The sequence below is a fragment of the Candidatus Coxiella mudrowiae genome, from assembly GCA_001077715.1.
GTDB classification, from domain to species: domain Bacteria; phylum Pseudomonadota; class Gammaproteobacteria; order Coxiellales; family Coxiellaceae; genus Coxiella; species Coxiella mudrowiae.
Window position 1 is genome coordinate 392,077 of the sequence record CP011126.1, and the last position, 25,594, is coordinate 417,670.

Here is a 25,594-nt window from a genome sequence, read left to right on the forward strand (position 1 = left end):
TTAATGAAACGTTTAAAACAAATTATTAAAAGCTTCACTTTGTGGGAGCTCCTGAAGGGGCTCTCCTTAACTTTACGTTATTTTTATAAAAAGAAGATTACAATTCATTATCCTGATGAAGAGGTCCCCAGATCATTTCGTTTTCGAGGTATGCTCGCTTTGCGACGTTATCCCAATGGAGAGGAACGCTGTATTGCTTGTAAATTATGTGAAGCTGTTTGTCCTTCTTTGGCTATTACCATCGAGGCAGCTCCACGTGCGAAAGATGGCTCGCGTCGTACGACAGTTTATGATATCGATGCATTTAAATGTATTAATTGCGGCTTTTGTGAAGAGGCATGTCCTGTGGATGCCATCGTATTGACTCCTGAAATGCATTACAGCATTAAAAATCGCGGTGAAAATATTCTGACAAAGGAAAAATTATTGATGATTGGGGATATGTACGTGGAGCAAATTGCAAAGGATCGGGCGAAGGATAAAAAATATAGATAAAAAATATTAAGCCAAATAAATGTTTCCAATATACGAGGTCATATTTTTTATTTTTGCAGCTGTTTTAATTGCAGCTGCGGTGATGGTAATTATATCGCGTAACCCGGTACATGCTGTCCTTTTCCTCGTGCTCGCATTTTTTGCTAGCGCTATTTTGTGGATGATGATGCAAGCCGAGTTTTTAGCTCTGGTGTTAATCTTCGTCTACGTTGGTGCGGTCATGACTTTATTTTTATTTGTCGTAATGATGCTGAATATTCATCTTTCTAAAATACAAGAAAAATTTATAAGATTTTTGCCTTTTGGTTTAATTGCAATGTTTTTATTAATAGCCACGATGATTGTAGTAGTAAGTCCCCGTCGCTTTGGAATTACTGCTGTTTCATTCCCTCGCGTGTCTACCAATTTTAGTAACGTTAAGGCCATAGGAAGTCTTCTTTACATTGATTATCTCTATCCTTTCCAAATTGCAGCTGTCATCTTGCTTGTCGCTATTATTGCAGCAATTACATTAGCGTTTCATGGCCGCAAACCCAATACCAAGGCGCAACGAATTCCTGAGCAATTGGAGGTTAAAAAATCGGATCGCTTGCGATTAGTGAAGATGGAGATAGAGAAAACATGATTCCTCTAGGTTATTTTTTAATAATCGGCGCTATTTTATTCGGCTTGGGTTTTGCCGGAATTATTATCAACCGAAAAAATTTAATCATACTGTTAATGTGTATTGAACTTATGCTGTTAGCAGTTAATACCAATTTTATTGCCTTTGCTCAATATTTAGGAGTCAGGTCAGGGGAGTTGTTTGTATTTTTTATTTTAACTGTAGCAGCAGCCGAGTCAGCTATTGGCTTAGCAATTTTGGTTTTATTTTATCGCCGTCGTGGCAGTATTAATGTCGATGATATGAATATTTTAAAGGGTTAACCAAAGCATGATTAAGATTCTGACCTTAGTTATTGTTTTAGCCCCTTTATTAGGGTGTTTGATCGCGGGATTGGGTGGAAAACCAATTGGGCGACGAGGAGCGCAATGGGTCACTATTAGTTTAATGACTATTTCCTTTCTAAGCGCCTTTTGGGTTTTTATGTTAGTGGTTGTAGATGGTGGTCATTATTATGGAACGATCTACACTTGGGGGATCAGCGGTGAATTTCATTTTACTGTGGGTTTTATGGTGGACTCCTTAACCGCTGTTATGATGTTGATTGTTACCTTTATTTCCTTGGTAGTTCATATATACAGTATTGGTTACATGGCTGGGGATCTGGGTTATCAGCGATTTTTTTCTTACATGTCCATGTTTACTTTTGCCATGTTGATCTTGGTGATCGCCAATAATTTCTTCCAATTATTTTTTGGTTGGGAAGGAGTGGGGTTAGTTTCTTATTTATTGATTGGCTTCTGGTTTGAAAAAGAATCGGCGGCGGCGGGTAGTTTAAAAGCTTTTTTGGTTAATCGAGTAGGAGATTTCGGATTTATTCTCGGAATGGCTGCTATTTTAGATTATTTTGGAAGTCTCGATTACTATACAGTATTTTCTGCAGCTTCGGGAATTTCACAAACGACAATCAGTATTTTTCCGGGCCTCCATTGGTCCGTTCTTACGGTAATTTGCATTTTATTTTTTATTGGCGCCATGGGGAAATCCGCTCAAATGCCTTTACATGTGTGGTTACCTGAATCGATGGAAGGCCCAACACCTATCTCAGCATTAATTCATGCAGCAACAATGGTAACAGCTGGGGTATTTTTAGTGGCCCGGATGTCACCTCTTTTTGAATTATCTCAAGTAGCTTTGAGTACGGTTTTGGTTATTGGCGCCACAACTGCGCTTTTGACAGGTTTATTGGCTTTCGTTGAATTTGACATTAAACGGGTTATTGCGTTCTCCACGATGTCTCAATTGGGTTATATGATAGCGGCTAATGGGGCTTCTGCCTATTCAGCAGGAATATTTCATTTATTAACGCATGCTTGTTTTAAAGCTTTATTATTCCTGTCGACTGGATCGGTCATTATTGCGCTACATCATGAGCAAGATATGCGTAAAATGGGTAATCTTCGCAAATATTTACCTGTAACCTATATATCTTTTCTAATTGGAGCCTTATCTTTAGCAGCCATTCCTCCGTTTGCAGGCTTTTATTCTAAGGACGCTATTATTGAAGCGGTTTTCCATTCGACTATTCCCGGAGCTCAGTATGCTTATATTTGTTTACTTTTAGGAGCTTTCGTCACAGGCTATTATATTTTTCGCGCATTTTTTTTAACCTTCCATACTTCAGAACGAATGGCAACCGAATTAAAACCTATCAAAGAAACGCCTTGGAACATGAGAGGCTCTCAATGGATTTTAAGCATACCCTCAGTAATATTAGGAGCAATTCTTATTTACTGGATGCTCTATCGTGAGCCTAATTTATTAGGTTCCAGTATTAAAGTTTTGCCTCGCTACGATATTTTACAAGCGATGCGAGCAGAATTTCACAATGTTTTTTATATGGCTTATCATTCTGTTGTTACATCGCAATTTTGGACTTCCGCTTTGGGCATTTTTTCTGCTTGGGTGATGACGATTGCTCGACCACATATTCCTAGGTTGCTCGAGCAACGATTGCCTTGGTTACATCGAATTTTAGTAGCCAAATATGGTTTTGATACATTTAATTGGTTTGTCTTTGTCCGAGGTGGACGAGTGTTAGCTAATTTCTTTTTTCGAGTGGGTGATCTGAAAATACTAGATCATTTTATCGTAGATGGTTTAGGACGAAACGCGATACGGGTGGCGCGATTAATGCGTCGATTGCAATCGGGTTACATTTATCATTACGTTTTTGTAATGATTTTAGGTTTGTTGGCTTTTTTAATTTGGTTGGTATTGGCTTAAATCAATGATGTTTGAACATATACCTTTATTGAGTACACTTATTTGGTTACCCATTTTGGGGGCTATTTCTGTTGCGATGCTCAATAATCCCGAGCGAGCAACTCAAGCGCGTGTATTGGCGCTGATTATTGCTTTAATTTCTCTGACGCTTTGTATCCCACTTTATTTTAGTTTTGATACCACTGCTGTGGCAATGCAATTTACTCAGCATTTAAGGTGGATTCCGGCGCTTAAAATAAATTACGACCTCGGCGTGGATGGAATTTCAATGCCACTAGTGCTGCTCACCTGTTTTACTACTTTATTGGTTGTATTGGCTTCTTGGACGATGGTTAAGAAAAAAATAGGCCAATATTTAGCTGCTTTTTTGATAATGCAAGGTGCTGTGGTGGGGGTTCTTTCTTCGCTGGATGCGATGCTTTTTTATTTCTTTTGGGAAGCTATGTTGATTCCTATGTACCTCAGCATAGGTATTTGGGGAATGGAAAAACGTTCCTATGCCGCTATTAAATTTTTCTTATATACCTTTTTAGGCTCCGCTTTATTATTAGTGACCTTGTTATATTTGCGTACGTATTCGGGCAGTTTTTACATTCTTGATTATTATCGACTGCATATGGGAATGACCATTCAAATTTTAGTTTTCTTAGGCTTTTTCTTTGCTTTTGCTATTAAAGTGCCGATGTGGCCTTTTCATACGTGGTTACCTGATGCGCATACCGAGGCTCCGGTGGGGGGTTCGGTAGTCCTAGCTGCATTGATGTTGAAATTAGGAGGTTATGGATTTTTGCGGTTTAGTTTGCCCATTGTCCCCGACGCCAGCCGTCATTTAGATTGGTTGATGATCGGACTTTCTTTAATGGCCATTGTGTATATTGGTTTTATTGCCATTGCCCAAACAGATATGAAGAAATTAATAGCCTACTCCTCTGTCGCTCATATGGGATTCGTTACTCTAGGCGCATTTATGTTATTTATGATCATGGCGCATACCGGTAATCGTCAAGACGCCTATTTAAGTCTGGAAGGAGCAATGGTCCAGATGATTTCTCATGCTTTTGGTGCCGGAGCGATGTTTTTGGCGTTTGGGATGCTCTATGAGCAACTTCATTCCCGCTATATTCGCGATTTCGGGGGTATTGCTAAAACTATGCCTTATTTTGCTGCCTTTTTTATGGTTTTCTCAATGTCAAATGTGGGTTTGCCGGGAACGTCAGGCTTTGTAGGTGAGTTTATGATTTTACTCAGTACATTTAAGACCAGCTTTGGAATAACCTTTTTGGCTGCTTCTACATTAGTTATTGGGGCAGTATATACTTTATGGATGTATAAGCGCGTATTTTATGGCTCAATCACTAACGCTTCAGTTGCTGGGTTAACTGATATTGGCTTAATTGACAAAATTATTTTTATATTAATAACAGTAGCCGTTGTTTGTATTGGCGTTTATCCCAATTCTTTACTAAATGTATTTCACACATCCATTGGACAATTATTGCAAGAAGCCTTGCAATCAAAATTGTAGAAGGTTAACGATATGTCATCCACGTTACCAAACTTAATTCCTGCCTTACCGGAAATATTTGTATTATTTATGGCATTGGTAATTTTGATGGTGGGTATTTTTTTTGTTAGATATTCACAGATTCTCTATTATCTCGCCCAAATTACTTTAGTAGTAGTTTTTTTGTTAACATGGCGTGTTTTTTCAGTAAGCGAATTTTCAGAAAGGATCTTTACATTTCATTGCCTATTTGTTTTGGATTATTTGTCGGTTTATCTGAAGCTCTTCATTTATTTGGCGGTCTTTTTCACTTTTCTCTATGCACGGGAATATAATCAAGAACGTAAAATTCCCGTTACGGAATTTTACGTGTTAGGTCTTTTGTCCTTGTTAGGAATGATGGTTTTGGTTTCTTCGCATAATTTGATTATGGTTTTCTTGGGCCTCGAATTATTTTCTCTTCCTACTTACGCTATGGTTGCTATGGAACGTCGAAAAACTCATTGTGTTGAAGCTGGAATGAAGTATTTTGTTATTGGTGCTATCGCCTCAGGAATGTTAATTTATGGTATGTCCATGGTTTTCGGCGCTACTCGCAGCTTAGATTTAACCGAAATTGCCGCAGCAGTAAGTCAAACTCCTGTCCATCAAAATTTGATTTTAGTCTTTGGCTTAGTATTTATGATCGCGGGCATTGCTTTTAAAGTAGGAGCAGCGCCTTTTCATATATGGATTCCTGATGTTTATGAGGGAGCGCCAAGTTCGGTAACTTTATTTATTTCCACGGCACCAAAAATAGCGGCCTTTGCTATGGTTATTCGTTTATTGGTAAATGCCATGCCGGCTTTGCAGGGGCAGTGGCATCAAGTGCTCGTAGTAGTTGCAATTTTATCTATGGGTATTGGAAATTTCGCGGCTATTGCACAATCAAATATTAAACGAATGTTGGCTTATTCGTCGATCGCTCACATGGGTTATATGTTGCTTGGCGTTTTATGTGGGACGAAAGAAGGTTATGTAGCAGCTATGTTTTATATTATTACCTATAGTTTTATGACCTTAGGTGGTTTTGGGATGGTCATTTTAATGAGCCGAAGTGGCTTTGAAGCTGAAAATATTAAAGATTTCGCTGGATTAAACGATCGCAATCCGTGGTTAGCTTTCATGATGATGTTGACTTTATTTTCTTTGGCAGGCCTCCCACCATTGGTGGGGTTCATCGCTAAGGTGGGTGTTCTTGATGCTTTAATAAAAGTGCACTTGGTATGGCTTGCGGTTCTTGCCGTTTTATTTGCCATTGTGGGCACCTATTATTACATTCGAGTAGTGAAGGTGATGTATTTTGAAAACTCTGCTCTTCCTCTTGAACCTATTCAATATTCGCTCGAAATGAAAATCGCTATTTCCATTAATGGTCTAGCCGTGCTCTTTATAGGCATTTTCCCGGGTTGGTTATATGCTCTTTCATATCTGGCTTTTTGATTTTTTGGACCTAGCAATCATTTAGGTGATGATTTTCGAAGCAACTACCGCAAGTATCAAGTCATCGGTGGGCCAGTGATAGTCAGAGGACTATGTCAGCATTTATTGCTTAGGGGAACATTAATTTAAAAAAGGTGGTATCCTTTAAGAAATCATTAATTCCGATAAGATAGCCTTTCAGTCATTGATAGGAAGAGAGATCGACATGTCACGGGAAGTACTTTAAGTTGTTTTGGCTCGATGTTAAAATGCCATGGAGCTCCTATTATCATGGGGTAACCTGCTTATTCTCGTGCAGATGTATCACAGAATGATGACAAAATATTTCTACATTCGTTCGGCTTAGTGATAGGAATAGAGTTACAGAGTGCGTAACTTATTGGAAAACAAAAAAGCATGTAAATCCCCACTACGAACTCCTCCAGTTGCTGGAAAAACCCCATGATTGCAGCTCCATTTATCACTATGATCGCACTAGCATTTTTATTGCCTGAAATTATTATGGCAATCCTTCTGTTGGGATTGGGTCCTTCATTTGGTGCCGCTAATATCCGTACCGCTTACCTTCTTTTACGAAGAAGGAAAGGAATTTAAATACAGCTTTTACTAGAATCTGGAAGTGATTCCACAGTCATGGGCGAGTCACGGGCGTTCATCATCCTAGTCAATGCGGTAGTAATGATCGCTCATCCCAAGAGGGTACAAGAACAGGCGAAACCCAAGAAGCGGGGGATGTCGAACTTGCAACTCAAAGGCTTACCCCTAATTTTATCCGCATTGTTATAAAATTCACGAAGCTTGTCATTTGATTGATTTATCTATAATATAATCCCTATAATATTAATGCGATGTCGATGCGGGGTGGAGCAGTTTGGCAGCTCGTCGGGCTCATAACCCGAAGGTCGTAGGTTCAAATCCTACCCCCGCTACCAGAGATTTAGAGATTAAGTAAAATCCCGTCAAGGGTATGTTTTTAGATGAGGGAGGGGCTGTATGCCCTTTTTTATTTTTGAGGGAAGGGGATGAATCGAGCACGGAACACTACAGCGCATAATCGAACCCACGGTGGAAGCGCTCGAATTTGAGTTAGTGGGGGTTGTGAGCTTTCCTGACAAGGAGGGCAAAATGTGTTGCGAGTGACCGTAGATAGTCCTGCAGGCATAAGTCTTGACGATTGTGCCAAAATCAGTCGTCAAGTCAGTGCCGTCCTGGATGTGGAGGATCCTATAAGTGGCCATTATAATTTGGAAATCTCCTCACCGGGTTTGGGACGGCCTTTAAATACGATTCGTAATTACCGTCGATTTATGGGACGTAAAGTGAAAATACGTTTATATAAGCTACGAGAAGGGCAACGCCAGATTTGCGGCATTATTTAAGATGGTGGATGACGAAGCAGGGGGGGGTAACTCTAGAAACCGACGATATGATAGTGAAAATAGGCTGGGATGAAATAGAAAGAGCGAATTTGATGGCGGATTTTTGAGGGCTGAAAAATGAATAAAGATATTCTATTAATAGTTGACTCAATGTCTAACGAACGTGGAGTCCCGAAAGAGGTCATCTTCGAAGCTATCGAAGCGGCCTTAGCTACTGTGACGGCAAAACGTTACGATGAGGATGATGTTAAAATTTATATATCTATTGATCAAAAAAGCGGGCATTATGAAACTTTTCGCTGTTGGACAGTAGTGGAGGATGAGGAATCCTTAGAGTCGCCCGGTCAACAAATTCCCTTAAGCCGAGCGCGGGAGATTGATTCTGATTTGGAAGTAGGCGATGTCGTTGAAGAGTCTGTCGAGTCGGTAAAATTCGGTCGTATTGCGGCCCAACAAGCTAAGCAAGTTATTGTTCAAAAAGTCCGCGAAGCTGAACGAGCAAAAATTATTCAACACTATGGAAAACGGGTGGGAGAACTCCTTATTGGAGTAGCTAAGCGAGTTACTCGTGATAGTATCATCTTGGATATGGGCGAGAATGCGGAAGCATTGTTACCTCGAGAAGAGATGATTCCGCGCGAGGCTTTCCGGGTTAATGATCGTTTACGTGTTTATTTGTCCGCTGTTCGGCAGGATAAACGAGGACCTCAATTATTAGTAAGCCGTACGCGACCTGAATTTTTAATTGAATTGTTCAAAATTGAAGTACCAGAAATTGGTGAAGAAGTAATTGAAATTAAAGGTGCTGCACGAGATCCTGGTTCGCGGGCGAAAATTGCTGTTAAAACGAATGATGGTCGAATTGATCCCATCGGCGCTTGTGTGGGAATGCGGGGATCGCGCGTTCAAGCGGTTTCCAATGAATTGGGAGGCGAGCGCATCGATATTATTTTATGGGATGATAATCCCGCACAATTAGTGATTAATGCCATGGCTCCGGCAGAAGTTACATCCATCGTAGTCGATGAAGATTCTCATACCATGGACCTTGCAGTTCCCGAAGAACAATTGTCTCAAGCGATTGGGCGCAGTGGGCAAAATGTTCGTTTGGCCAGCGAATTGACCAGTTGGACGCTTAATGTCATGAGCGAAACCGAGATGGCGCAAAAACATGAAAAAGAAGCCAGCAATGTTAAATCTATTTTCATGGAAAAATTAGATGTCGATGAAGAGGTCGCGGATGCCTTAGTCCAAGAAGGTTTTACTAGCTTAGAAGAAGTAGCTTATGTTCCAAAAGAGGAACTTCAAAATGTTGAAGGGTTTGATGATGAGATCGCAAGCGAATTACAACGCCGTGCGAGCGACGTTTTACTCACGCAAGAAATTGCCAATCAAGAAGGATTAGGAGAAAAAGATTCCCTAGAAGATTTATTGACAGTCGAAGGTATGACAAAAGATTTGGCCTGTCAGCTCTTGTCTCATGAAGTAACGACTCGAGAAGATTTGGCGGAAAAATCAGTGGACGATTTAAAAGAGATCATTGATATTGATGAGGACTCTGCTGCTAAATTAATTATGGCGGCAAGGGCTCACTGGTTTGCGGAAGAATAAGTTAAGAGTTAATAAATTATGGCTGACATGAGTGTCAAACAATTGGCCGACTTAGTGCGGACAACACCGGAACGTCTTTTGGAGCAACTAAAAGAGGCGGGCGTTGCGATCTCTCAGGTCGATCAAACCGTTACTGATGATCAAAAACGCAAATTGCTTCTGCATTTAAAAACTGCTGGTAGCTCACCATCGGATAAAAAACGTTCAAAAATTATTTTAAAGCGTAAGAAACTGAGCGTTGTCAAATCGGGAAAGAAGAGCGTTAATGTAGAAATACGCTCTAAGCGTGCATATGTAAGACCCGTAGAAACATCCGAAAAAGAAGTATCCCATGAGCCTCCTGCTACTATCTCTAAAGCAGCCTTATCAGAAACAAAAAGAGCTGAGGAAGGAGAAGTAGCAAGTGCTGTGGAACCACAAGTAGCTCCTGAATCTACGGTCAACCCAGAAGTTAAAAAGAAACCCGCTGAAAGCAAAGGAGCCCCTAAAAAAGGGGCGCGTAAAGAATCACGAGGCGGACGTAAAAACGAAGAAGAGGATGAATGGGAGCGTGGAGAGCTCCATATGTCAAAACTTGCTGAGGAACGTCGTCGACGTAAGCCAAGTTCTTTCGAGACAGATAAGGCTAGCTCAAGGCTTGAGCATAGCTTTGCAAAGCCAACTGCTCCCGTTATTCGTGAGGTAACCCTTCCAGAATCCATCACCGTAGCAGATCTAGCCCGAAAGATGTCTATAAAAGCTGCGGAAGTTATAAAAACCATGATAAAAATGGGGGCGATGGTCACTATTAACCAGCGGATCGACCAAGAAACGGCGGCAATTGTCGTTGAAGAAATGGGTCATAAAGCTAAGCTTATTAAAGATGATACCGTGGAAGAAAATTTGGAGGTTACTTTAGGAGAAGTAGCGGAGGAAACCCGACTGCGGGCCCCAGTGGTGACGATCATGGGCCACGTAGATCATGGAAAAACATCGCTTTTAGACTACATTCGTCGAACTAAAGTCACGACTACTGAAGCTGGGGGTATTACTCAACATATCGGTGCTTATCATGTAGAAACCGAATTAGGAATGATCACCTTCTTAGATACGCCCGGACATGAGGCATTTACCGCTATGCGAGCTCGCGGAGCGAAATGTACAGATATTGTAGTCTTGGTGGTAGCCGCCGATGATGGGGTAATGCCCCAGACGATTGAAGCAATCCAACATGCTCGAGCGGCGAAGGTCCCCTTAGTAGTAGCCATTAATAAAATGGATAAACTAGAAGCCGACACGGATCGAATTAAAACTGAATTATCGAAACAAGAGGTTATTCCGGAAGAATGGGGTGGAGAAACCATGTTCCAGCCAATTTCGGCAAAGACGGGTGAGGGCATCGATTTCTTATTGGAACGTATTTTGCTTCAGGCTGAGGTGCTGGAATTAAAAGCTGTAGACAAGGGGCCTGCGCGAGGGATGGTAATTGAATCTCGTTTAGATAAGGGTCGGGGCCCTGTAGCTACTGTTTTAGTAATGAGTGGGGAATTGCACACAGGCGATATATTATTAGTGGGCCGCGAATATGGTCGAATCCGAGCCATGATTGGTGATGACGGTCAACCGTGCTATCAAGCGGGTCCTTCAATGCCTGTCGAGGTATTAGGGCTTTCAGGTACCGCCACGGCGGGGGAAGAAGCGGTAGTAGTTCAGGATGAACGCAAAGCCCGTGAAATTGCCCGCTTTCGTCAAGGGAAATACCGAGAAATTCGCTTAGCGAAAAAACAAACAGCTCATTTGGAACGTGTCTTCGATCGCATGAATGAAGGCGAACAAAGTGCTTTAAATATTTTATTAAAAGCAGATGTACAAGGTTCATTGGAAGCTTTGACGGAAGCTCTCAATAAATTATCGACTGATGAGGTTAAGGTAAATATTATTGCCAGTGGGGTAGGTAGAATTACGGAATCGGATGTGCATTTAGCTATTGCATCCGATGCAGTTGTTATTGGCTTTAATGTTCGGGCTGATCCACCTACGCGAGCTTTGGTGGAACGAGAAGGTGTTGATTTACGTTATTACAGGGTAATTTACAACTTAATTGATGAAGTGAAAAAAGCTCTAAGTAGATTACTCGCTCCCGAATTCGAGGAAAAAATCATGGGCCTTGTCCAAGTTCGGGAAGTTTTTCGTTCTTCCAAACTCGGTGCCATTGCTGGCTGCATGGTTGTGGAAGGGGTGGTCCGCCGTCATTTACCTATTCGTGTGTTACGTGACAACGTGGTTATTTACGAAGGACAATTAGAATCTTTGCGCCGTTATAAAGAAGACGTAGCGGAAGTTCGTCAAGGTATAGAATGTGGTATCGGCATAAAAAATTACAATGACGTGAAAGTAGACGATCAAATTGAAGTTTACGAAAAAGTTCAAGTTGAACGGAAGATTACTTAGTAATGCCAAGTCAACGTCAACAGCGAGTGGCTTACCTTATTCATCGGCAGCTAGCCGAACTTCTCAAAAAAGAAGTCCACGATCCGCGATTAGCCCTAATTTCTTTAACAGCTGTTTCTGTGTCTCCAGATTTAAAGCAAGCTAAAGTTTTTTATACATTACTCGAAGAGCAAAATCCCCAAGAAGTTCAGAAGGCTTTCCATAAAGCCACGGGTTACCTGCAGCATTTGCTCGCAGAAGCGGCTATATTTCGTTATGTCCCTAAACTAAAGTTTGCTTACGATGAGACCATTGAAAGAGCTGATAAAATTTCATTGCTTATCAAACGAGCCATTCAAGATGATAGTGAGGAGTAAGGGACAAAAAATTATAAAGCGAACCATTGATGGTGTCTTGTTATTAGATAAACCTCGAGGAATTACTTCTAACAATGCGGTGCAACGAATTAAAAATTTCTTTCATGCGAAAAAAGCAGGGCACACCGGAAATTTAGACCCTCTTGCCGATGGAATGTTACCGATATGCTTAGGTGAAGCCACCAAATTTTCTCAATATTTGTTAGACGCTGATAAAACATATCTCGTAAAAATTCGATTAGGAATCCGTACAGCGAGCGGTGATAGTGAAGCCGAAATTATTTCCCAACGTCCTGTGCCTGAATTATCGAAACATAAGTTTGAAAAAACAATGACATCATTTTGTGGGGTAATTGAACAGACTCCTTCGATGTATTCCGCGCTAAAATATAAAGGACAACCCTTATATAAATTAGCCCACCAAGGTATCGAAGTCGAACGTAAATCCCGGTGCATTACTATTTATCAATTAAATTTGCTCGATTTTAAGGGGGAAATGGCTGAACTTTATGTGCATTGTAGTAAGGGCACTTATGTAAGAACTTTAGTGGACGATTTAGGTGAAGCCTTGGGATGTGGTGCTCATGTAATAGCTTTACGTCGATTAACCGTAGTTCATTATCTCGAAGATCAAATGGTTTCTTTAGCACGCTTAGAACGAGAATATAAAAACCAGAATAAAGATTCTTTGGATAGTCATTTATTACCGATTGAAAGTATGGTTGCCCATTTTCCCGTCCTTAAGTTAAGTAAGGCGACTGTTTTTTATTTGCAGCAAGGACAACCTGTAATGGTACCGCATGCTCCTACCCAGGGCTTTGTACGGTTACGAACTCAAGCCAATCAATTTATCGGTATTGGAGAAGTGCTCACTGACGCTCGAATTGCTCCCCGGCGTCTGATAAAAACCCACTAATTTTAAACCGAGGACGGAGGACGGGTGGCAGCAGCGGAGTCCTGGTCGTCGTCTTGGTAGTGGGTGCGGTTTGTGTGGGTTCTTCTAAATCGAAACATTTTCCTAAACCGAGTGCCAGAATTAACTCAACCACTAGGCATAAGGGTGTAATGGCCATAAACTTAAGGTAAGTAGAAAAATCTCCTTTAGTTTGTTCAAAACTGTGACCAATAAGACGAAGCAGAACTCCGCCAATAAATAAAATCAAAAAGAGAATGAAGCTGAAGGTTGTAGGTGCAGGAAAAGCAATCCAGGTACAAAGCAAAAGATGATAAGAACCATAATGACCGTCATCACCACAGCCAACTTTACCGTTGAGGAAATAATAATAAACTAAAATAATAATAAACTAGAAGAGCGATTACTCCGATCCATGCGAAACTAATGTTGCCAGCGAATTGCAACTGAAATACTGATCCAACTTAAAGCAATAAGAAAGCCCAATATAACTGCAGGAATACGGATGTAGTGGGCAATTTTGTTAGCTTTTTGGCTATGATATAATCGATATTCTGGTAGTTGTTTGGCAAGCAACTCCATGTAAATACTCCTTTTTTTATCTTGATTATAAATAGGAAACCACTTCCCTTCCAAAAGCCACTGTACATTTACTTCCTCCCGTCAGCTTCCTACCCCGCGGGAAGTAGCTGAGGGATATCTGGTTAATCGACCTTGAAAAAGATGGTATGCTTTTGGTAAACGTCCCTTGATACCCTAAAGTATCGAGGATCAACTTGGAAGATAATTCACAAAGCAAGATAAGGCCATGAAAAAAAATTGCGATAATTGGTTCTACCTTTGTTTTAGTTGTCGGCTTGGCTGGGGTTGTACCCCAGGTCACAATATTCCCGGCGCCACTATAGCAGGTACTGCGGCAGGTGCGGTTGTTGGGAGCAGAGTTCTTTCATGGAGAAGGAGCTTGGATTGGTATTTTAGGCAGCGCATTGGTAGGTCGCGTTATTGTTAATTTGTTGGGAAACGAATGGACGAACAAGATCTAATTAATATGACGAATGCGGTGACTCGTACACCGATAGGTCGTGAGGCTAGTGGATGAACAGCTAAGACGTAACCGTACGTCGTCGTTCGGTCTGTGCATGAATAATACCATCGTGGCTCGCGCTATTGCCATAAATATCAAACCACCGTAAAAATAGGTGGCCAAGTTCGCAATGCTTTCGGAACAGTTTGCCAGATGAGAGAGGAGACATTATTTATATTAGACATTCTTATGCTAGACATTCTTGAAATCTTTCCCACAATCTGACTACGGAGATTACGTCAACACCACCCTAGTTTGCAAAAATTAATTGTTGAACATCAAGTCTCGATCAGCGATTTAGTTTTACCTTTATTTATCTGTAGTGGTAGTGGTAACGATATAAAAAATCCAATTGTTTCTATGCCAGGACATTACCAATGGAGCGTGGATCGATTGGATGAAGAAATTGAAGCAGTTACCGCATTAAAAATTCCTGCTGTTATTTTATTTGGAATTCCTGACCGAAAAGGATGCGCTCGGTTCAACCGCTTTCCAAACGGACGGCGTCATTCAACGCGCTATTCAACGCATCAAGGTGCAAGCTCCTCAGCTCTTGCTTATTGCTGATGTATGTTTTTGTGAATATACCAATCATGGTCATTGTGATGTCGTATATCAAAATAGTCGAGGTCATTATGATGTCAATAATGACCAAACCAATGAATTATTAATTAAACAGGCAATTAGCTTAGTTTAAGCTGGTGCTGATGTCGTTGCTCCCAGCGGTATGGTGGATGGCATAGTTAAGGCAATTCGACACGGTTTAGATAAAGTGGAATTTACGCGATATTCTTATTTTAAGTTAGGCGATTAAGTACGCATCCAGTTTGTATGGACCTTTTCGTGAAGCAGCCGAAGGGGCTCTCTAATTTGGTGATCGTAAAACTTATCAAATGGACCCCGCTAATGTGAGTTCCGCACTGCGCGAGGCAGAACTTGATAATGCGGAAGGGACGGATCTTAATAATGGTAAAACCTGTCGAATTAAGCAGCGTTTTCCTCAAATCCCGTTGGGTTCCTGTCAAGTTAGCGGAGAATTTCCAATGATTAAAGCGGCTGCGGCTCAAGGATGTCTAGATGAAACTGCCGCTATGGTAGAAAGTTTGGTGGCAATTAAACTATTAAACTGGGCTGGAGCAGATTTTATTATTACTTATTTCGCAAAAGAGCTTGCTAAAGTTTTAAACCGCAATTAGCTTAAAATCTTTAGTGTGAAGTTTTTTCTGCTCTAGGTTTTTTCCTTTAGTTAATTCAAGAGGAACAATGGCAAAAACCAAAATAATTTTTTCTTGCCAAAACTGTGACGCTCAATATGTGCAATGGCAAGGTCAATGTCGAGACTGTGGAGAGTGGAATACTATTGTTAACTGGGTGGCTGTAAAAAAGTCCTCCCATTCTCGGACGTTAGGGTTTTCCTGGACTTCTTCAATTCCTACTCTGCTGAGCAATGTGAATATACAATCCCAACCACGTTTAGCGACGGGCCTTGCGGAATTTGATCACGTATTGGGAGGCGGGTTGGTTTCCGATTCAGTTGTCTTAATCGGCGGCGACCCTGGAATAGGCAAATCTACTTTGTTGCTACAAATTTTGTGTCAAATTCAGAATAATTATTCAACTTTATACATTACGGGCGAGGAGTCGCTACAACAAATTGCTGTGCGTGCACAGCGGTTACAATTACCTAAAGATAAATTAACTTTATTAGCGGAAACGCACGTCGAACAAATTTTATCTTTAACCGAAAAATTACATCCCCAAGTGATGGTTGTTGATTCCATTCAAACGGTTTATACTGACAGTGTACCTTCTGCTCCCGGAGGAGTTAGCCAAGTACGAGAAAGTACCGCACGGCTTGTGCAATTCGCAAAACAAAAGGGAATTGCTTTATTCATTGTGGGTCATGTCACTAAGGAAGGGGCTATCGCTGGACCACGAGTTCTAGAACACATGGTAGATACTGTCCTTTATTTTGAAGAAAAAAATGATAGTCATTTTCGGGTTATTCGTGCTGTAAAAAATCGGTTTGGGGCGGTGAATGAAATTGGTGTGTTTGCTATGACCCATTCGGGGTTAAAACAAGTAAACAATCCTTCCGCTATTTTTCTCTCAAGATATGAAATGCCAGTTTCTGGAAGCGTAATTACAGTCACGTGGGAAGGCAGTCGCCCTTTGTTGGTAGAAGTGCAAGCCTTAGTGGATGAAAGTCATTTAGCAAATCCTCGCCGGGTAAGCGTGGGTTTGGAACAGAATCGTTTATCCATGCTGTTAGCCATCTTGCATCGTCACGGTGGAGTCGCTACTTATAATCAAGATGTTTTCGTTAATGCTGTGGGTGGCTTGCGGATTACTGAAACTGGCACGGATTTGGCCGTTTTATTGGCTGTGCTTTCGAGTTTACGTAATAAACCGATGGCTTCCGATTTAATTGTGTTTGGAGAAGTGGGGTTAGCAGGAGAAATTCGCCCCGTTCAAAGCGGGCAAGACCGCATTAAGGAGGCTGCAAAACATGGCTTCAAACGCGCGATTGTTCCCAAAGTAAATGCTCCCAAGTTTCCTTCAGAAGAAATGGAAATTATCGCAACGGATAAATTACAGACTGTTTTAGAAAAAATTTAGAATCCAAAAAACGTGGTAATTACCCGCTTTCCTTTTTTCCCAATAATTTTCTTTATTGATGTGAATTAGTGCTAAACATAATCCACTGCCCATTCAGCAACTGTCGCTATTTAATTCTTTGTTAAGCTTATAGCCGTTATTTTTGATTAATTTTTAAAAGAAATCAGCTCTTTTTTAGAAAAAAAGAGACCTTTCTTCATTTAAGAACGGATAGTAAGCTTTTTTCAATGTATTTTAATAGGCCTAATTTTTTTTAGGATTAATATGATTAAATCGTATCAAGAAGTAACGGCACTTTTGGGAACTTCTTGATATAGCGCATAGGGGATGTAGGATGGTGAAGCCGATCAATTTTTTCCTGGCTTTCCTTTTTTCAAATTATTTTCCTTTAGTAATTGTATTCGTATTTATTGGGAGAAAATCCTGAATGGGAAAAATTGGTGTTATTACTCAAAAATTGTCATACCGAAACCATAAAGCGACCGATTGCGACTTTTATGGGCTGGTTACTACGGGTCGTCAACCCTTCCGACCAGGAAGGTCGAGAATGGCTTCGCAAAATATTTCAATTGGATTTTGATGATTTGTTATCCGAAGAAGATCGCCGACGTAATGAAGATTTAACGGTTAATTCGCTCTTATATACCGTTAGTAAGCGATATGATTGCGCAAGGCAAAGATGAGTGGGTCCAATTATTTTTAACATACGGAGGAACCTCCGAATCTATTCAGGCTTTGGTGCTAGCAGACTATGAACCTCATTACAACAGCCTAGAAGAAATAATTTATAGAAGTTGGGGCTTCGGCGCTTTTAAAAATTTAAAATATGACACTATTATCATTATTCAGTTGCTTCAGAAAATAGATATACAAAAAGTAGTCATTTTATTTGTCCCGGAGATTACACGATTAAAGAGAAATCGGATACCCCTGTCGCTATAGTGGAAAAATCTATACGGATTAAAGAGAGCGCGTATCGATATATTGATGTTGACACATATAAGCTTTTGTTAGAAATGATTAAATCTCTGGATGTCTCAGATCACCCAGAGCTACGAAATTGACGATTAAGTGCTGAAGAGTGCCATCAATTAGAATTAATTATTTCCGGTGTGATGAATTTATATCATCGCCCGGTTACGGACTCCGCTCGATTTCTTCATGAAGAATTAGAAGCCATAATCGCTCATTGGATTGGTAATCAAAGGATCGATAAAGAGGATTTCATTGAAATCAAGTGCCGAATGGAATCGGGGTGGGCTGATTATTGTAAGAAGAGAGTTTCTTTTAGCGATGTAAAACGAACGGCTGAGAAAATGGCGAACTACTATGAACGACTCGGCTATCCGGGACACGCCCGAGCGATTTTAGCGCAATTGCCCAGGGAAAATCAGCTTTCCGTCACAGGGGTTTTCCAAACGACCGTTTCGGGTGAGATTAGCCGAAACCATACTCGTTGTGATTCAACCGCTCAATCACTACTTTCCAGAGCAGGCTTACCGGTGATTACGGGACAGCCGGTTTACGTGAGCCAAGAGGGAAGAAGAAATGACATTGAATTTCTGTCACTCATTGTTCTTGGGTTGGGAGTGGCGGGTTTTATTCTTTCCTTGACCCAGAGTATTTCCCCGCTTGGGTGTCGTGCTGTGTTTGTCAGGCTGGAAATTCTCGTTATTAAGGGCGTCATTGAGCATTGGTGGAAGTTGGGGTTTGTTTAAATTAGGTAAAAAGATCACGAATCAGGTTTGCGATAGTCCTGCGAAAGTGAAAGTGAACACTTCGCGGATTCAAGTCCCTCCCTCCAGAAGGGACCTCGTCTCCTTTCCTTTCTCATACGGGCCCTTTAGTCCAATTGCTATTCTATTGTCTCCGGGGGTCAGGTAGAATGCGCTATTAGTCCAACTAAGGAGCTTTTAAATGTACGATCCCAGTCTCACGGTAGAAGCCTTCGATCCCGAGCTTGCCCAAGCAGTTTGTGGCGAAGAGGAACGGCAAGAAGAACATATCGAGTTAATTGCTTCAGAAAATTACGTGAGTCCTCGGGTGTTAGAGCTTCAGGGATCTGTTCTAACGAATAAATATGCTGAAGGCTATCCTCATAAACGTTATTATGGGGGCTGTGAATTTATTGATATTGCTGAGCAATTGGCTATTGATCGGGCGAAAACCCTATTCAAGGCCGACTACGCCAATGTCCAACCTCATTCCGGTTCGCAAGCTAACGCAGAAGCGTACATGGCGCTTATGAATCCTGGGGATAACTTGTTGGCTATGGATCTGTCACATGGAGGGCATTTAACACATGGTACGCCAGTGAGTTTCTCGGGCAGATTTTATAAAGCAGTTCACTATGGACTAAATTTAGAAGGCGATATTGATTACGATCAAGTAGCGCAGTTGGCTAAGATGCATCGGCCAAAAGTGATTTTGGCGGGATTTTCCGCTTTTTCTGGGATAGTGGATTGGCAACGCTTCCGTGAAATGGCTGATAACGTTAATGCCTATTTTATGACCGATATTGCCCACGTGGCAGGCTTGGTGGCGGCCGGAGTTTATCCTTCTCCCGTTAACATCGCAGACGTGACGACAACCACTACTCACAAAACACTGCGAGGGCCTCGTTCCGGACTGATTTTAGCTAAGGCAAATCCCGAAGTGGAAAAGCGCTTAAATTCAGCGGTTTTTCCGGGCTCACAAGGCGGTCCTTTGATGCATGTGATCGCTGCAAAGGCTGTAGCGTTTAAGGAAGCCATGCAGCCGGAATTTAAATCTTATGCACAACAAATTTTAAAAAATGCTCAAGTCATGGTGGCCGTAATAATGGAGCGCAATTATGCTGTTGTTTCAGGCGGCACACAAAACCACATGTTTCTCGTGAGCTTATTGGATAAAGAAATATCGGGGAAGGACGCAGAGCTGGCACTGGGTCAGGCCAACATTACTGTTAATAAAAACACAGTACCCGGAGAAATTCGTTCACCGTTTATTACAAGTGGTCTTCGAATTGGAACGCCAGCCGTTACTACGCGGGGTTTTAAAGAAAAAGAAGTTTCACAACTGGGCCATTGGATTTGCGATATCTTAGATGATCCAACTAATAAAAATGTAATTGCTGATATCAAAGAAAAAGTAAGAAAATTAACTCAGCAGTTTCCCGTATATAGTCGAGAAACGGTGCTCTGCTAATGTATTGTCCTTTTTTGTAAAGCAGAAGATAGCAAGGTAATTGATTCGCGATTGGTAGAAGAAAGCGCCCAAGTGCGTCGCTGCCGTGAGTGTTTAAAATGCCAAGAACAGTTACTACTTTTGAAATGGCTGAATTAAACCTACCACGGATCATTAAACAAGACGGCCGACGCGCATACATTTGATGAAGAAAAGCTCCGTGCGGGATTATTGAAAGCGTTAGAAAACGCCCTATCCAGTACAGAGCAAATTGAAGCTGCTGTTCAACGTATCATTCATAAATTGTGAGCGAGTGGAGAATGTGAAGTGAATTCTCAGTTGGTGGGTGAGTTAGTAATGGAAAAAGTACGGGCTTTAGATGAAGTTGCTTATGTGCGATTTGCTTCGGTCTATCGCAGCTTTCAAGATATCAATGCATTTCGCGATGAAATTCGTCGTTTAAAGAGAAAGCAGAAATAAATCTAATGAAAAATAATAAACGCCACAACGCGCGGCGCTATGGCTTACAAGCCCTCTATCAATGGGCTTTTGGGAAAACACCAGCAGATGCTTTAATTAATCAATTTTCTGAAGAAAATGATATTTCTGATGCAGATCTTCTTTATTTTAAAGATTTGGTAACGGGAACCATCCAGCAGGTTGCTCTTATTGAGGAATTGATGGTAACGCATTTAGATCGCGATATTAGCGCTTTAAATCCTATAGAACTGGCAGTATTGCGTTTGGCCACGTATGAGTTGCTTTATCGAAAAGATGTGCCGTATAAGGTAATCATTGACGAAGCACTGGAATTAGTGAAAGAATTCGGTGCCCAGGAAGGCTATAAGTATGTAAACGCGGTTTTGGATGTATTAAGCAATCAGATAAGAAAAGGGGTATAAAATGCCAAGAGGTCGCGGACCACACGGTCCCAAAAAATTTCGAAAGCGAAATCAGAATAAAAAATAATAGCGGTTGTCAACAGTTCTTAGCGTATTTTGCTGGGTCTTAACTCCCAGTGTGTTAAATCCTTTTAACCGTAAAATACAGCTATTGCGCTATCCGTAAGCTTCGCCTTTTTCATTCGCGCGATAGCAAGTTACTGTTAATCGGTAATCCAGGCCCCAAGGTTAAGTCTTGTTGAATGGCTTGGGCTTTATCCAAATGAATAAGCGGTGTATTAATCTGTATGGAATTTCCCTCGACACCTGCTTAGTAGTCAGGTCCACTAGACGCTGAAAAGCAGAAATGTACTCAGGGCGGCAATCCGGACGGAGAGAGAACGACTTTAGTAATCAACTTTGGCTTGAGTCATTACTTCAAGAAATTGATCACCTTGAGCAAGACGAGTCACTTTAACAGACTCAATGTCTGGATTGAGCGATTTTAAATAGCGCTCGCTACCATCAATAATAATTTGTTTCAACCGTGCTTCATTTTCTCCATTGAAGTGAATCACAACAAAATCTCGATCACGCGGTTTACGCTTAGGTTCTACGATAATAGTGGTTCCTTCTGGGAATAAAGGCTCCATCGTGCAGCCTTTAATAACTAAGCTATAAGCTAGCTTACTGACATTGGCATCAGTAGAAACATTAAGTGAGGCTTTCTGAGTTTTGATATTGTTGCGAAAAAGAGTTCGGCCAGCTGATAGCATCTTTCTATAAAATCAAAGGGACACGATTCCATAGAGATTGAGCGGTTTCACGTTTGAGCGCTTCTTCACTGGGTAATGGTTCTTCTCCAATCGAATTGACTCACATTGACTGAGAAATATCTGGCAATGGGCTTTATTGTAGGCAATTTCGGGTTAGTGTTTTGGCCAGTAGATAATCGATGAATAATCGGTTGTGTTATGCTGGTTCGTCGAGCTAATTCACTAGCATTAATTTGGGCTAACGACATCAATGTCTTAAGATTCAAACTAAACGAAGCCATCTTTGTGTCCATATTTTCCCTTGGCTAAGCAAGAAATTATTGCTTCATGAAGGATATCAATTCTTAAATTGAGATTCCAACTATATCTTACATTTAATGATTCCTTAATCTTAATTTAATTTCCTTTTCCCTTTTGTTCCCTTTTGGCAGCAAAAAATATCCTTAAGGAATATAAAAGATTTCTTAAAAAGAGAATGATATTATCAGCGAATGGCGTTATCCGAATTTTCAATTATTGATACCTATTTTCGACAAAGTAAATCAAAATGCCTTATAGCAGGTATTGGTGATGATGCGGCCGTAATAGAAATACCCCCCGATACACAAATAGTAACTTCAATAGATACTCTAGTAAAAGATATTCATTTTTCAGTAAATACTTTACCGTGCGATTTGGGTTATAAAGCATTAGCGGTTAATCTTAGTGATTTGGCGGCAATGGGGGCAAAACCGGATACCGCATTATTGGCGTTGACCCTAGAAAAAGCTAATAAAAAGTGGCTCGAAGATTTTTCGGAAGGATTTTTTTCTTTGGCAGAACAATATGGAGTTTCTTTGATGGGAGGAGACGTAACGGCAGGACCACTTTGCATATCCATAGTTGTTAACGGCATAGTCCCGCGGGGAAAAGCTATTTATAGAAGGGGCGCCAAAGCCGGCGATTTAATTTATGTGACAGGAACGATAGGAGATGCTGGTTTAGCATTAGATTTATTAAATCAAAAACACAAAAAAATTGATCCCTTTTTATTAAAACGATTACATTGCCCTTCCCCGCGTATTAAAGCAGGCTTGGCTTTGCGTGGAATTGCGAGTGCGGCAATTGATATTTCAGATGGATTGGTGGCCGACCTCGAGAAAATTATTCAAGCTAGTGGGGTGGGCGCTAAAATTCATGCCGATCAGCTTCCTTTATCTGAAAATTTAAAACAATATTGTGCATTAAAAAAAGCCTGGAATTATGCTTTGACGTCAGGGGATGATTATGAGCTTTGTTTTACGGTGCCCCATAAAAAAAGCTCTCAATTAGAAAAACTTTTTAATAATTTGGATTGTGAATATAGATGTATTGGTGAGATTATAGAAGGGACAACTTTTTCAGTAGTGGATGATCAGAATCATCAACTAAAGATAGTAAAAAAAGGTTATGAGCATTTTTAAGAAAAAAAATAATGTTCCTCAAAGCATGTGGACGAACCCTATTGAATTCATTGCTTGTGGATTTGGTGTGGGTGCAATACCGTGGATGCCAGGTACGTTTGGCACAATGTTGGGCGTGGTTTTTTATCTTTTTTTGATCCGATTTTCTTTGCTTACTTATAGCATTATTGCACTCGTTCTTTTTATTTTTGGACTAATTATTTGTGATATTACGAATCGACACTTTGGCACTTTCGATCATCCAGCCGCTGTATGGGATGAAGTAGTCGGATTTTTATTTGTCATGATTGCTATCCCCAAAATTTGGTATTTCATTTTAATGGGTTTTATTTTATTCCGCATATTCGATATTTGGAAACCGTGGCCTATTAGTTGTCTTGAAAAAAATATTGGAGGCGGTTTGGGTGTGATGATTGACGATGTAATGGCTGCTTTATACACATGGGTAATTTTAGTTATTATTGTCAATGTCTTCAATATTTACCAATGGTCGAATAGTATTCGAAAGTAATCGTTAAAAGGGAGTTAAATCGATGAACTTACGGGGAAGGTAAAATTCATTGCGACCAGTTTATTTTCTTTCTTCGCTATTTTTTCTTCTTGCAACTTCTTTGTTGGTGGTCCTCGAAGTTCCCTCTTTTAACCTCCGGGTATTATCTGTCGGAGCTTTTGGTGCTATTTATGGTGCAGATTTTAAGCACGAGGTTAATTTTGTGGTTAATTTTCCTCCCCCGGTTCGGCCACACAAATTTTTAATTCCTATATACAACAATTCGGTTATGGAATAGGTGCTCAAGTGGGAGTTCAGTATCATTTCGATAAGCGGTATTAAATCGGGTTGGAGGCAAGCGGGTAACGAAACAGTCAACAAGGAAACAATAATTCTTTCGCACAAGTATCGACAGCTTTTGGTTTTGTGCCTCAAAATAATTAGTGAGGTTCATGAAGATACGACGACACGTAAAATGCTTGGCACTATTTGTCTTGGCATGCAATTTTTTCGCGAATAACGCGTTGGCAGGTAGATCTGAAATTCCATTTTTCTCGCCGTGGACGGTTTATATTCGTGGATTTAGTGGTATTGTGTAGGAAGTTTTGATTACCAAGGAATCTATGTAAATGCCAGTGGCATCCCAGCATTTGTTGAACCTATAGCCAGTAATTTTCATCAGAATGGTTATTCGGGCAGTGGTCAAGTAGGAGTTTGATACCAATTTTATAATCCTTGGTTTTCTAGGTGCTGAGTTTGCTGAAATGGGAAATTCCGAAACCGCCCATACAGTGGCCTCTATTCTTTCACCTGTAACTGGCGATTTAATTTTTGTCTTAGATAATAAATTTTGAGTTCGTTACAACTTGGATTTTGCAGCCCTGCTAGGAGTTAATGTTACTCTCCCAATAAGGATTTATTTAAAAGGTGGCGCTTCCTATGCTTAAATAAAACACACATGCTTAAATAAAACACACACTGATGGTTTTTAATCCAGCAGCTTTTTACCCAGCGCAAGTTTTCAGCAGATTACTCAGAGAAATTGGTGAAGTTATTTAGTTGGGTTTGGTTTTGGAATATGACTTTTGTCGTTGGATAGGGATTTTTACGGAGTATGATTATTATGATTATGGCCGGTTTAATTCCAAATACTTTGGGTACTACTATTAACCCTGACTCTGCTGTGAACGGTTCTGATTCTTATATAGTCAAAAGTGTACGTATTCATGCCTATTTGGTTCGCTTGGGACTTAATTTTGGCTTTGCGATGTAACTCTTGAGTAAAGAATTTAGAAGGAGTGAATTCATGGGTTGGGTATTTGACAGAGCATTCGGCTAGTAGCGTTTTCTCTTAATAAGTGAGAGAACGTTAGCGGGAGGCTATGAAACTTCTGTCCAAAGTCCGTGTCCGTGGATGATTTATGCAGGGGGATTTTGGTGGTTATTATCATGCCACGATATAGTATTAATTTCTTTATCAAGATAACACACTACGCAATCAGTTATTCAGCAGTGAAATCCGTCAACGAGGAATATCCTGGGAGGATATGTCGGCGCGCAGTATCATTTTAGATCCCTTTATTAGTTGGTTTGGATTTTAGTGGAATGGGACTCGCAGCTCCCCTCATTTAATAGCACATTGCGTATTAAGATACAATTTTGACCTCGCTGCAATTTTTGTAATAGATCTTACGCCCACTACCCTATATTTACACCAAGGCAGGCGGTTCTTACGCCCGATTAAAGCAAGAGTTGGTCCTTCTTTCATAGTGTTCCCACCCACGACGACAACTTCTTTCAAAAAAAAGCTTCTGCTATAATCTTTGGGGAATTGTTCTTGGTTTAGGACTTACTCGCGATGTTGGGCAATGGATAAGTTTCTTTGTGGAATATGACTTCTCCGATTATGGCAATCGTCGATTAAATACGCTCACTAACATTATCGCTTTTCCGACCACCCGCCCTTACAAATTAGTTTATACCCAACATGGAGATAATATTCAAAGCTACACACCATCCGGGCTGGTGCGGATGTGAAATTTTATCTTTGAGGCGACAACCCATATCAAATCGACGC

23 protein-coding genes, 1 tRNA gene and 4 pseudogenes are annotated in these 25,594 nt (G+C 40.7%); 26 read left to right on the plus strand and 2 right to left on the minus strand.

Annotated features, from left to right (window positions below; translation table 11 throughout):
* Positions 1-3: 3 nt before the first annotated feature.
* From nuoI to truB, 14 genes and pseudogenes are all read left to right on the plus strand, one after another.
* Positions 4-495, plus strand: a complete 492-nt coding sequence (nuoI, locus tag CleRt_RS01910) for an NADH-quinone oxidoreductase subunit NuoI (RefSeq protein ID WP_048874988.1) — start codon at positions 4-6, stop codon at positions 493-495.
* A gap of 19 nt (positions 496-514) precedes the next feature.
* Positions 515-1,120, plus strand: coding sequence for an NADH-quinone oxidoreductase subunit J (locus CleRt_RS01915; RefSeq protein WP_082160403.1), 606 nt, complete (start codon positions 515-517; stop codon positions 1,118-1,120).
* Positions 1,117-1,422, plus strand: coding sequence for an NADH-quinone oxidoreductase subunit NuoK (nuoK, locus tag CleRt_RS01920; protein ID WP_048874989.1), 306 nt, complete (start codon positions 1,117-1,119; stop codon positions 1,420-1,422). The genes CleRt_RS01915 and nuoK overlap by 4 nt, the downstream gene beginning before the upstream one ends.
* 7 nt (positions 1,423-1,429) lie before the next feature.
* A complete protein-coding gene (nuoL, locus tag CleRt_RS01925; protein ID WP_048874990.1) occupies positions 1,430-3,385 on the plus strand; it encodes an NADH-quinone oxidoreductase subunit L in 1,956 nt (651 codons plus the stop codon).
* A 4-nt stretch (positions 3,386-3,389) separates the two neighbouring features.
* Positions 3,390-4,910: a complex I subunit 4 family protein gene (locus CleRt_RS01930; protein WP_082160404.1), complete on the plus strand. Its 1,521-nt coding sequence runs from the start codon at positions 3,390-3,392 to the stop codon at positions 4,908-4,910.
* A 12-nt stretch (positions 4,911-4,922) separates the two neighbouring features.
* Complete coding sequence (gene nuoN, locus CleRt_RS01935) at positions 4,923-6,371, plus strand: NADH-quinone oxidoreductase subunit NuoN (RefSeq protein WP_048874992.1); 1,449 nt, start codon at positions 4,923-4,925, stop codon at positions 6,369-6,371.
* Between the two features lie 441 nt (positions 6,372-6,812).
* Complete coding sequence (locus CleRt_RS09820; RefSeq protein WP_157870796.1) at positions 6,813-6,965, plus strand: hypothetical protein; 153 nt, start codon at positions 6,813-6,815, stop codon at positions 6,963-6,965.
* A 39-nt stretch (positions 6,966-7,004) separates the two neighbouring features.
* Positions 7,005-7,157 carry a hypothetical protein gene (locus CleRt_RS09825; RefSeq protein WP_157843707.1) on the plus strand — a complete coding sequence of 51 codons (153 nt, stop codon included), beginning with the start codon at positions 7,005-7,007 and terminating at the stop codon, positions 7,155-7,157.
* A gap of 69 nt (positions 7,158-7,226) precedes the next feature.
* Positions 7,227-7,303: transfer RNA gene (locus CleRt_RS01940), tRNA-Met, on the plus strand.
* A gap of 94 nt (positions 7,304-7,397) precedes the next feature.
* Positions 7,398-7,857, plus strand: a pseudogene (gene rimP, locus CleRt_RS13060) (ribosome maturation factor RimP).
* Positions 7,858-7,867: 10 nt separating this feature from the next.
* Complete coding sequence (gene nusA / locus CleRt_RS01950; protein ID WP_048874993.1) at positions 7,868-9,361, plus strand: transcription termination factor NusA; 1,494 nt, start codon at positions 7,868-7,870, stop codon at positions 9,359-9,361.
* A gap of 18 nt (positions 9,362-9,379) precedes the next feature.
* Positions 9,380-11,791: a translation initiation factor IF-2 gene (gene infB, locus CleRt_RS01955; protein WP_048874994.1), complete on the plus strand. Its 2,412-nt coding sequence runs from the start codon at positions 9,380-9,382 to the stop codon at positions 11,789-11,791.
* A 2-nt stretch (positions 11,792-11,793) separates the two neighbouring features.
* Positions 11,794-12,147 (plus strand): 30S ribosome-binding factor RbfA, encoded by a 354-nt coding sequence (gene rbfA / locus CleRt_RS01960; RefSeq protein WP_048874995.1) that lies wholly within the window; start codon positions 11,794-11,796, stop codon positions 12,145-12,147.
* On the plus strand, positions 12,134-13,063 hold the full coding sequence (gene truB / locus CleRt_RS01965; RefSeq protein ID WP_442778092.1) for a tRNA pseudouridine(55) synthase TruB: 930 nt from the start codon (positions 12,134-12,136) through the stop codon (positions 13,061-13,063). Before rbfA ends, truB begins: the two co-directional genes overlap by 14 nt.
* On the opposite strand, the gene CleRt_RS11400 is transcribed toward truB, so the two are convergent.
* Positions 13,017-13,367 (minus strand): hypothetical protein, encoded by a 351-nt coding sequence (locus CleRt_RS11400; RefSeq protein WP_235379150.1) that lies wholly within the window; start codon positions 13,365-13,367, stop codon positions 13,017-13,019. The genes truB and CleRt_RS11400 overlap by 47 nt on opposite strands.
* A 1,032-nt stretch (positions 13,368-14,399) precedes the next feature.
* On the opposite strand from CleRt_RS11400, the pseudogene CleRt_RS13065 reads away from it, so the two are divergent.
* The 8 genes and pseudogenes from CleRt_RS13065 to nusB all read left to right on the plus strand — a co-directional run bounded on the left by CleRt_RS13065 (position 14,400) and on the right by nusB (position 20,830).
* Positions 14,400-14,958: pseudogene (locus tag CleRt_RS13065) on the plus strand (porphobilinogen synthase).
* A 79-nt stretch (positions 14,959-15,037) separates the two neighbouring features.
* Positions 15,038-15,340, plus strand: a complete 303-nt coding sequence (locus CleRt_RS13070; RefSeq protein ID WP_306686790.1) for a porphobilinogen synthase — start codon at positions 15,038-15,040, stop codon at positions 15,338-15,340.
* Between the two features lie 67 nt (positions 15,341-15,407).
* Positions 15,408-16,763 (plus strand): DNA repair protein RadA, encoded by a 1,356-nt coding sequence (radA, locus tag CleRt_RS01985; RefSeq protein WP_048874997.1) that lies wholly within the window; start codon positions 15,408-15,410, stop codon positions 16,761-16,763.
* A 440-nt stretch (positions 16,764-17,203) separates the two neighbouring features.
* Positions 17,204-17,446, plus strand: coding sequence for a hypothetical protein (locus CleRt_RS01990; protein WP_162198810.1), 243 nt, complete (start codon positions 17,204-17,206; stop codon positions 17,444-17,446).
* Positions 17,447-17,878: 432 nt separating this feature from the next.
* Positions 17,879-18,481, plus strand: a complete 603-nt coding sequence (locus tag CleRt_RS02000) for a hypothetical protein (RefSeq protein ID WP_048875000.1) — start codon at positions 17,879-17,881, stop codon at positions 18,479-18,481.
* A gap of 199 nt (positions 18,482-18,680) precedes the next feature.
* Positions 18,681-19,949, plus strand: coding sequence for a serine hydroxymethyltransferase (gene glyA / locus CleRt_RS02005; RefSeq protein ID WP_048875001.1), 1,269 nt, complete (start codon positions 18,681-18,683; stop codon positions 19,947-19,949).
* Positions 19,949-20,408, plus strand: a pseudogene (nrdR, locus tag CleRt_RS02010) (transcriptional regulator NrdR). Before glyA ends, nrdR begins: the two are co-directional and overlap by 1 nt.
* A gap of 5 nt (positions 20,409-20,413) precedes the next feature.
* Positions 20,414-20,830, plus strand: coding sequence for a transcription antitermination factor NusB (nusB, locus tag CleRt_RS02015; RefSeq protein ID WP_048875002.1), 417 nt, complete (start codon positions 20,414-20,416; stop codon positions 20,828-20,830).
* A gap of 386 nt (positions 20,831-21,216) precedes the next feature.
* On the opposite strand, the pseudogene CleRt_RS13075 reads toward nusB, so the two are convergent.
* Positions 21,217-21,866: pseudogene (locus tag CleRt_RS13075) on the minus strand (S24 family peptidase).
* Between the two features lie 210 nt (positions 21,867-22,076).
* On the opposite strand from CleRt_RS13075, the gene thiL reads away from it, so the two are divergent.
* The 4 genes from thiL to CleRt_RS09840 all read left to right on the plus strand — a co-directional run bounded on the left by thiL (position 22,077) and on the right by CleRt_RS09840 (position 25,554).
* Entirely contained in the window at positions 22,077-23,027 is a 951-nt protein-coding gene (gene thiL, locus CleRt_RS02025) for a thiamine-phosphate kinase (protein ID WP_048875003.1), read from the plus strand.
* On the plus strand, positions 23,014-23,538 hold the full coding sequence (locus CleRt_RS02030) for a phosphatidylglycerophosphatase A family protein (RefSeq protein ID WP_048875004.1): 525 nt from the start codon (positions 23,014-23,016) through the stop codon (positions 23,536-23,538). The genes thiL and CleRt_RS02030 overlap by 14 nt, the downstream gene beginning before the upstream one ends.
* Positions 23,539-24,640: 1,102 nt before the next feature.
* Complete coding sequence (locus CleRt_RS09835; RefSeq protein ID WP_157870797.1) at positions 24,641-24,790, plus strand: hypothetical protein; 150 nt, start codon at positions 24,641-24,643, stop codon at positions 24,788-24,790.
* A gap of 611 nt (positions 24,791-25,401) precedes the next feature.
* Positions 25,402-25,554 carry a hypothetical protein gene (locus tag CleRt_RS09840; protein ID WP_157870798.1) on the plus strand — a complete coding sequence of 51 codons (153 nt, stop codon included), beginning with the start codon at positions 25,402-25,404 and terminating at the stop codon, positions 25,552-25,554.
* Positions 25,555-25,594: the final 40 nt, after the last annotated feature.

Coding starts and splice junctions, on each gene's coding strand:
- nuoI (WP_048874988.1), top strand. CDS start 4: ATGAAACGTTTAAAACAAATTATTAAAAGCTTCACTTTGTGGGAGCTC.
- CleRt_RS01915 (WP_082160403.1), top strand. CDS start 515: ATGTTTCCAATATACGAGGTCATATTTTTTATTTTTGCAGCTGTTTTA.
- nuoK (WP_048874989.1), top strand. CDS start 1,117: ATGATTCCTCTAGGTTATTTTTTAATAATCGGCGCTATTTTATTCGGC.
- nuoL (WP_048874990.1), top strand. CDS start 1,430: ATGATTAAGATTCTGACCTTAGTTATTGTTTTAGCCCCTTTATTAGGG.
- CleRt_RS01930 (WP_082160404.1), top strand. CDS start 3,390: ATGATGTTTGAACATATACCTTTATTGAGTACACTTATTTGGTTACCC.
- nuoN (WP_048874992.1), top strand. CDS start 4,923: ATGTCATCCACGTTACCAAACTTAATTCCTGCCTTACCGGAAATATTT.
- CleRt_RS09820 (WP_157870796.1), top strand. CDS start 6,813: ATGATTGCAGCTCCATTTATCACTATGATCGCACTAGCATTTTTATTG.
- CleRt_RS09825 (WP_157843707.1), top strand. CDS start 7,005: ATGGGCGAGTCACGGGCGTTCATCATCCTAGTCAATGCGGTAGTAATG.
- nusA (WP_048874993.1), top strand. CDS start 7,868: ATGAATAAAGATATTCTATTAATAGTTGACTCAATGTCTAACGAACGT.
- infB (WP_048874994.1), top strand. CDS start 9,380: ATGGCTGACATGAGTGTCAAACAATTGGCCGACTTAGTGCGGACAACA.
- rbfA (WP_048874995.1), top strand. CDS start 11,794: ATGCCAAGTCAACGTCAACAGCGAGTGGCTTACCTTATTCATCGGCAG.
- CleRt_RS13070 (WP_306686790.1), top strand. CDS start 15,038: ATGGACCCCGCTAATGTGAGTTCCGCACTGCGCGAGGCAGAACTTGAT.
- radA (WP_048874997.1), top strand. CDS start 15,408: ATGGCAAAAACCAAAATAATTTTTTCTTGCCAAAACTGTGACGCTCAA.
- CleRt_RS02000 (WP_048875000.1), top strand. CDS start 17,879: ATGAATTTATATCATCGCCCGGTTACGGACTCCGCTCGATTTCTTCAT.
- glyA (WP_048875001.1), top strand. CDS start 18,681: ATGTACGATCCCAGTCTCACGGTAGAAGCCTTCGATCCCGAGCTTGCC.
- nusB (WP_048875002.1), top strand. CDS start 20,414: ATGAAAAATAATAAACGCCACAACGCGCGGCGCTATGGCTTACAAGCC.
- thiL (WP_048875003.1), top strand. CDS start 22,077: ATGGCGTTATCCGAATTTTCAATTATTGATACCTATTTTCGACAAAGT.
- CleRt_RS02030 (WP_048875004.1), top strand. CDS start 23,014: ATGAGCATTTTTAAGAAAAAAAATAATGTTCCTCAAAGCATGTGGACG.
- CleRt_RS09835 (WP_157870797.1), top strand. CDS start 24,641: ATGATTATGGCCGGTTTAATTCCAAATACTTTGGGTACTACTATTAAC.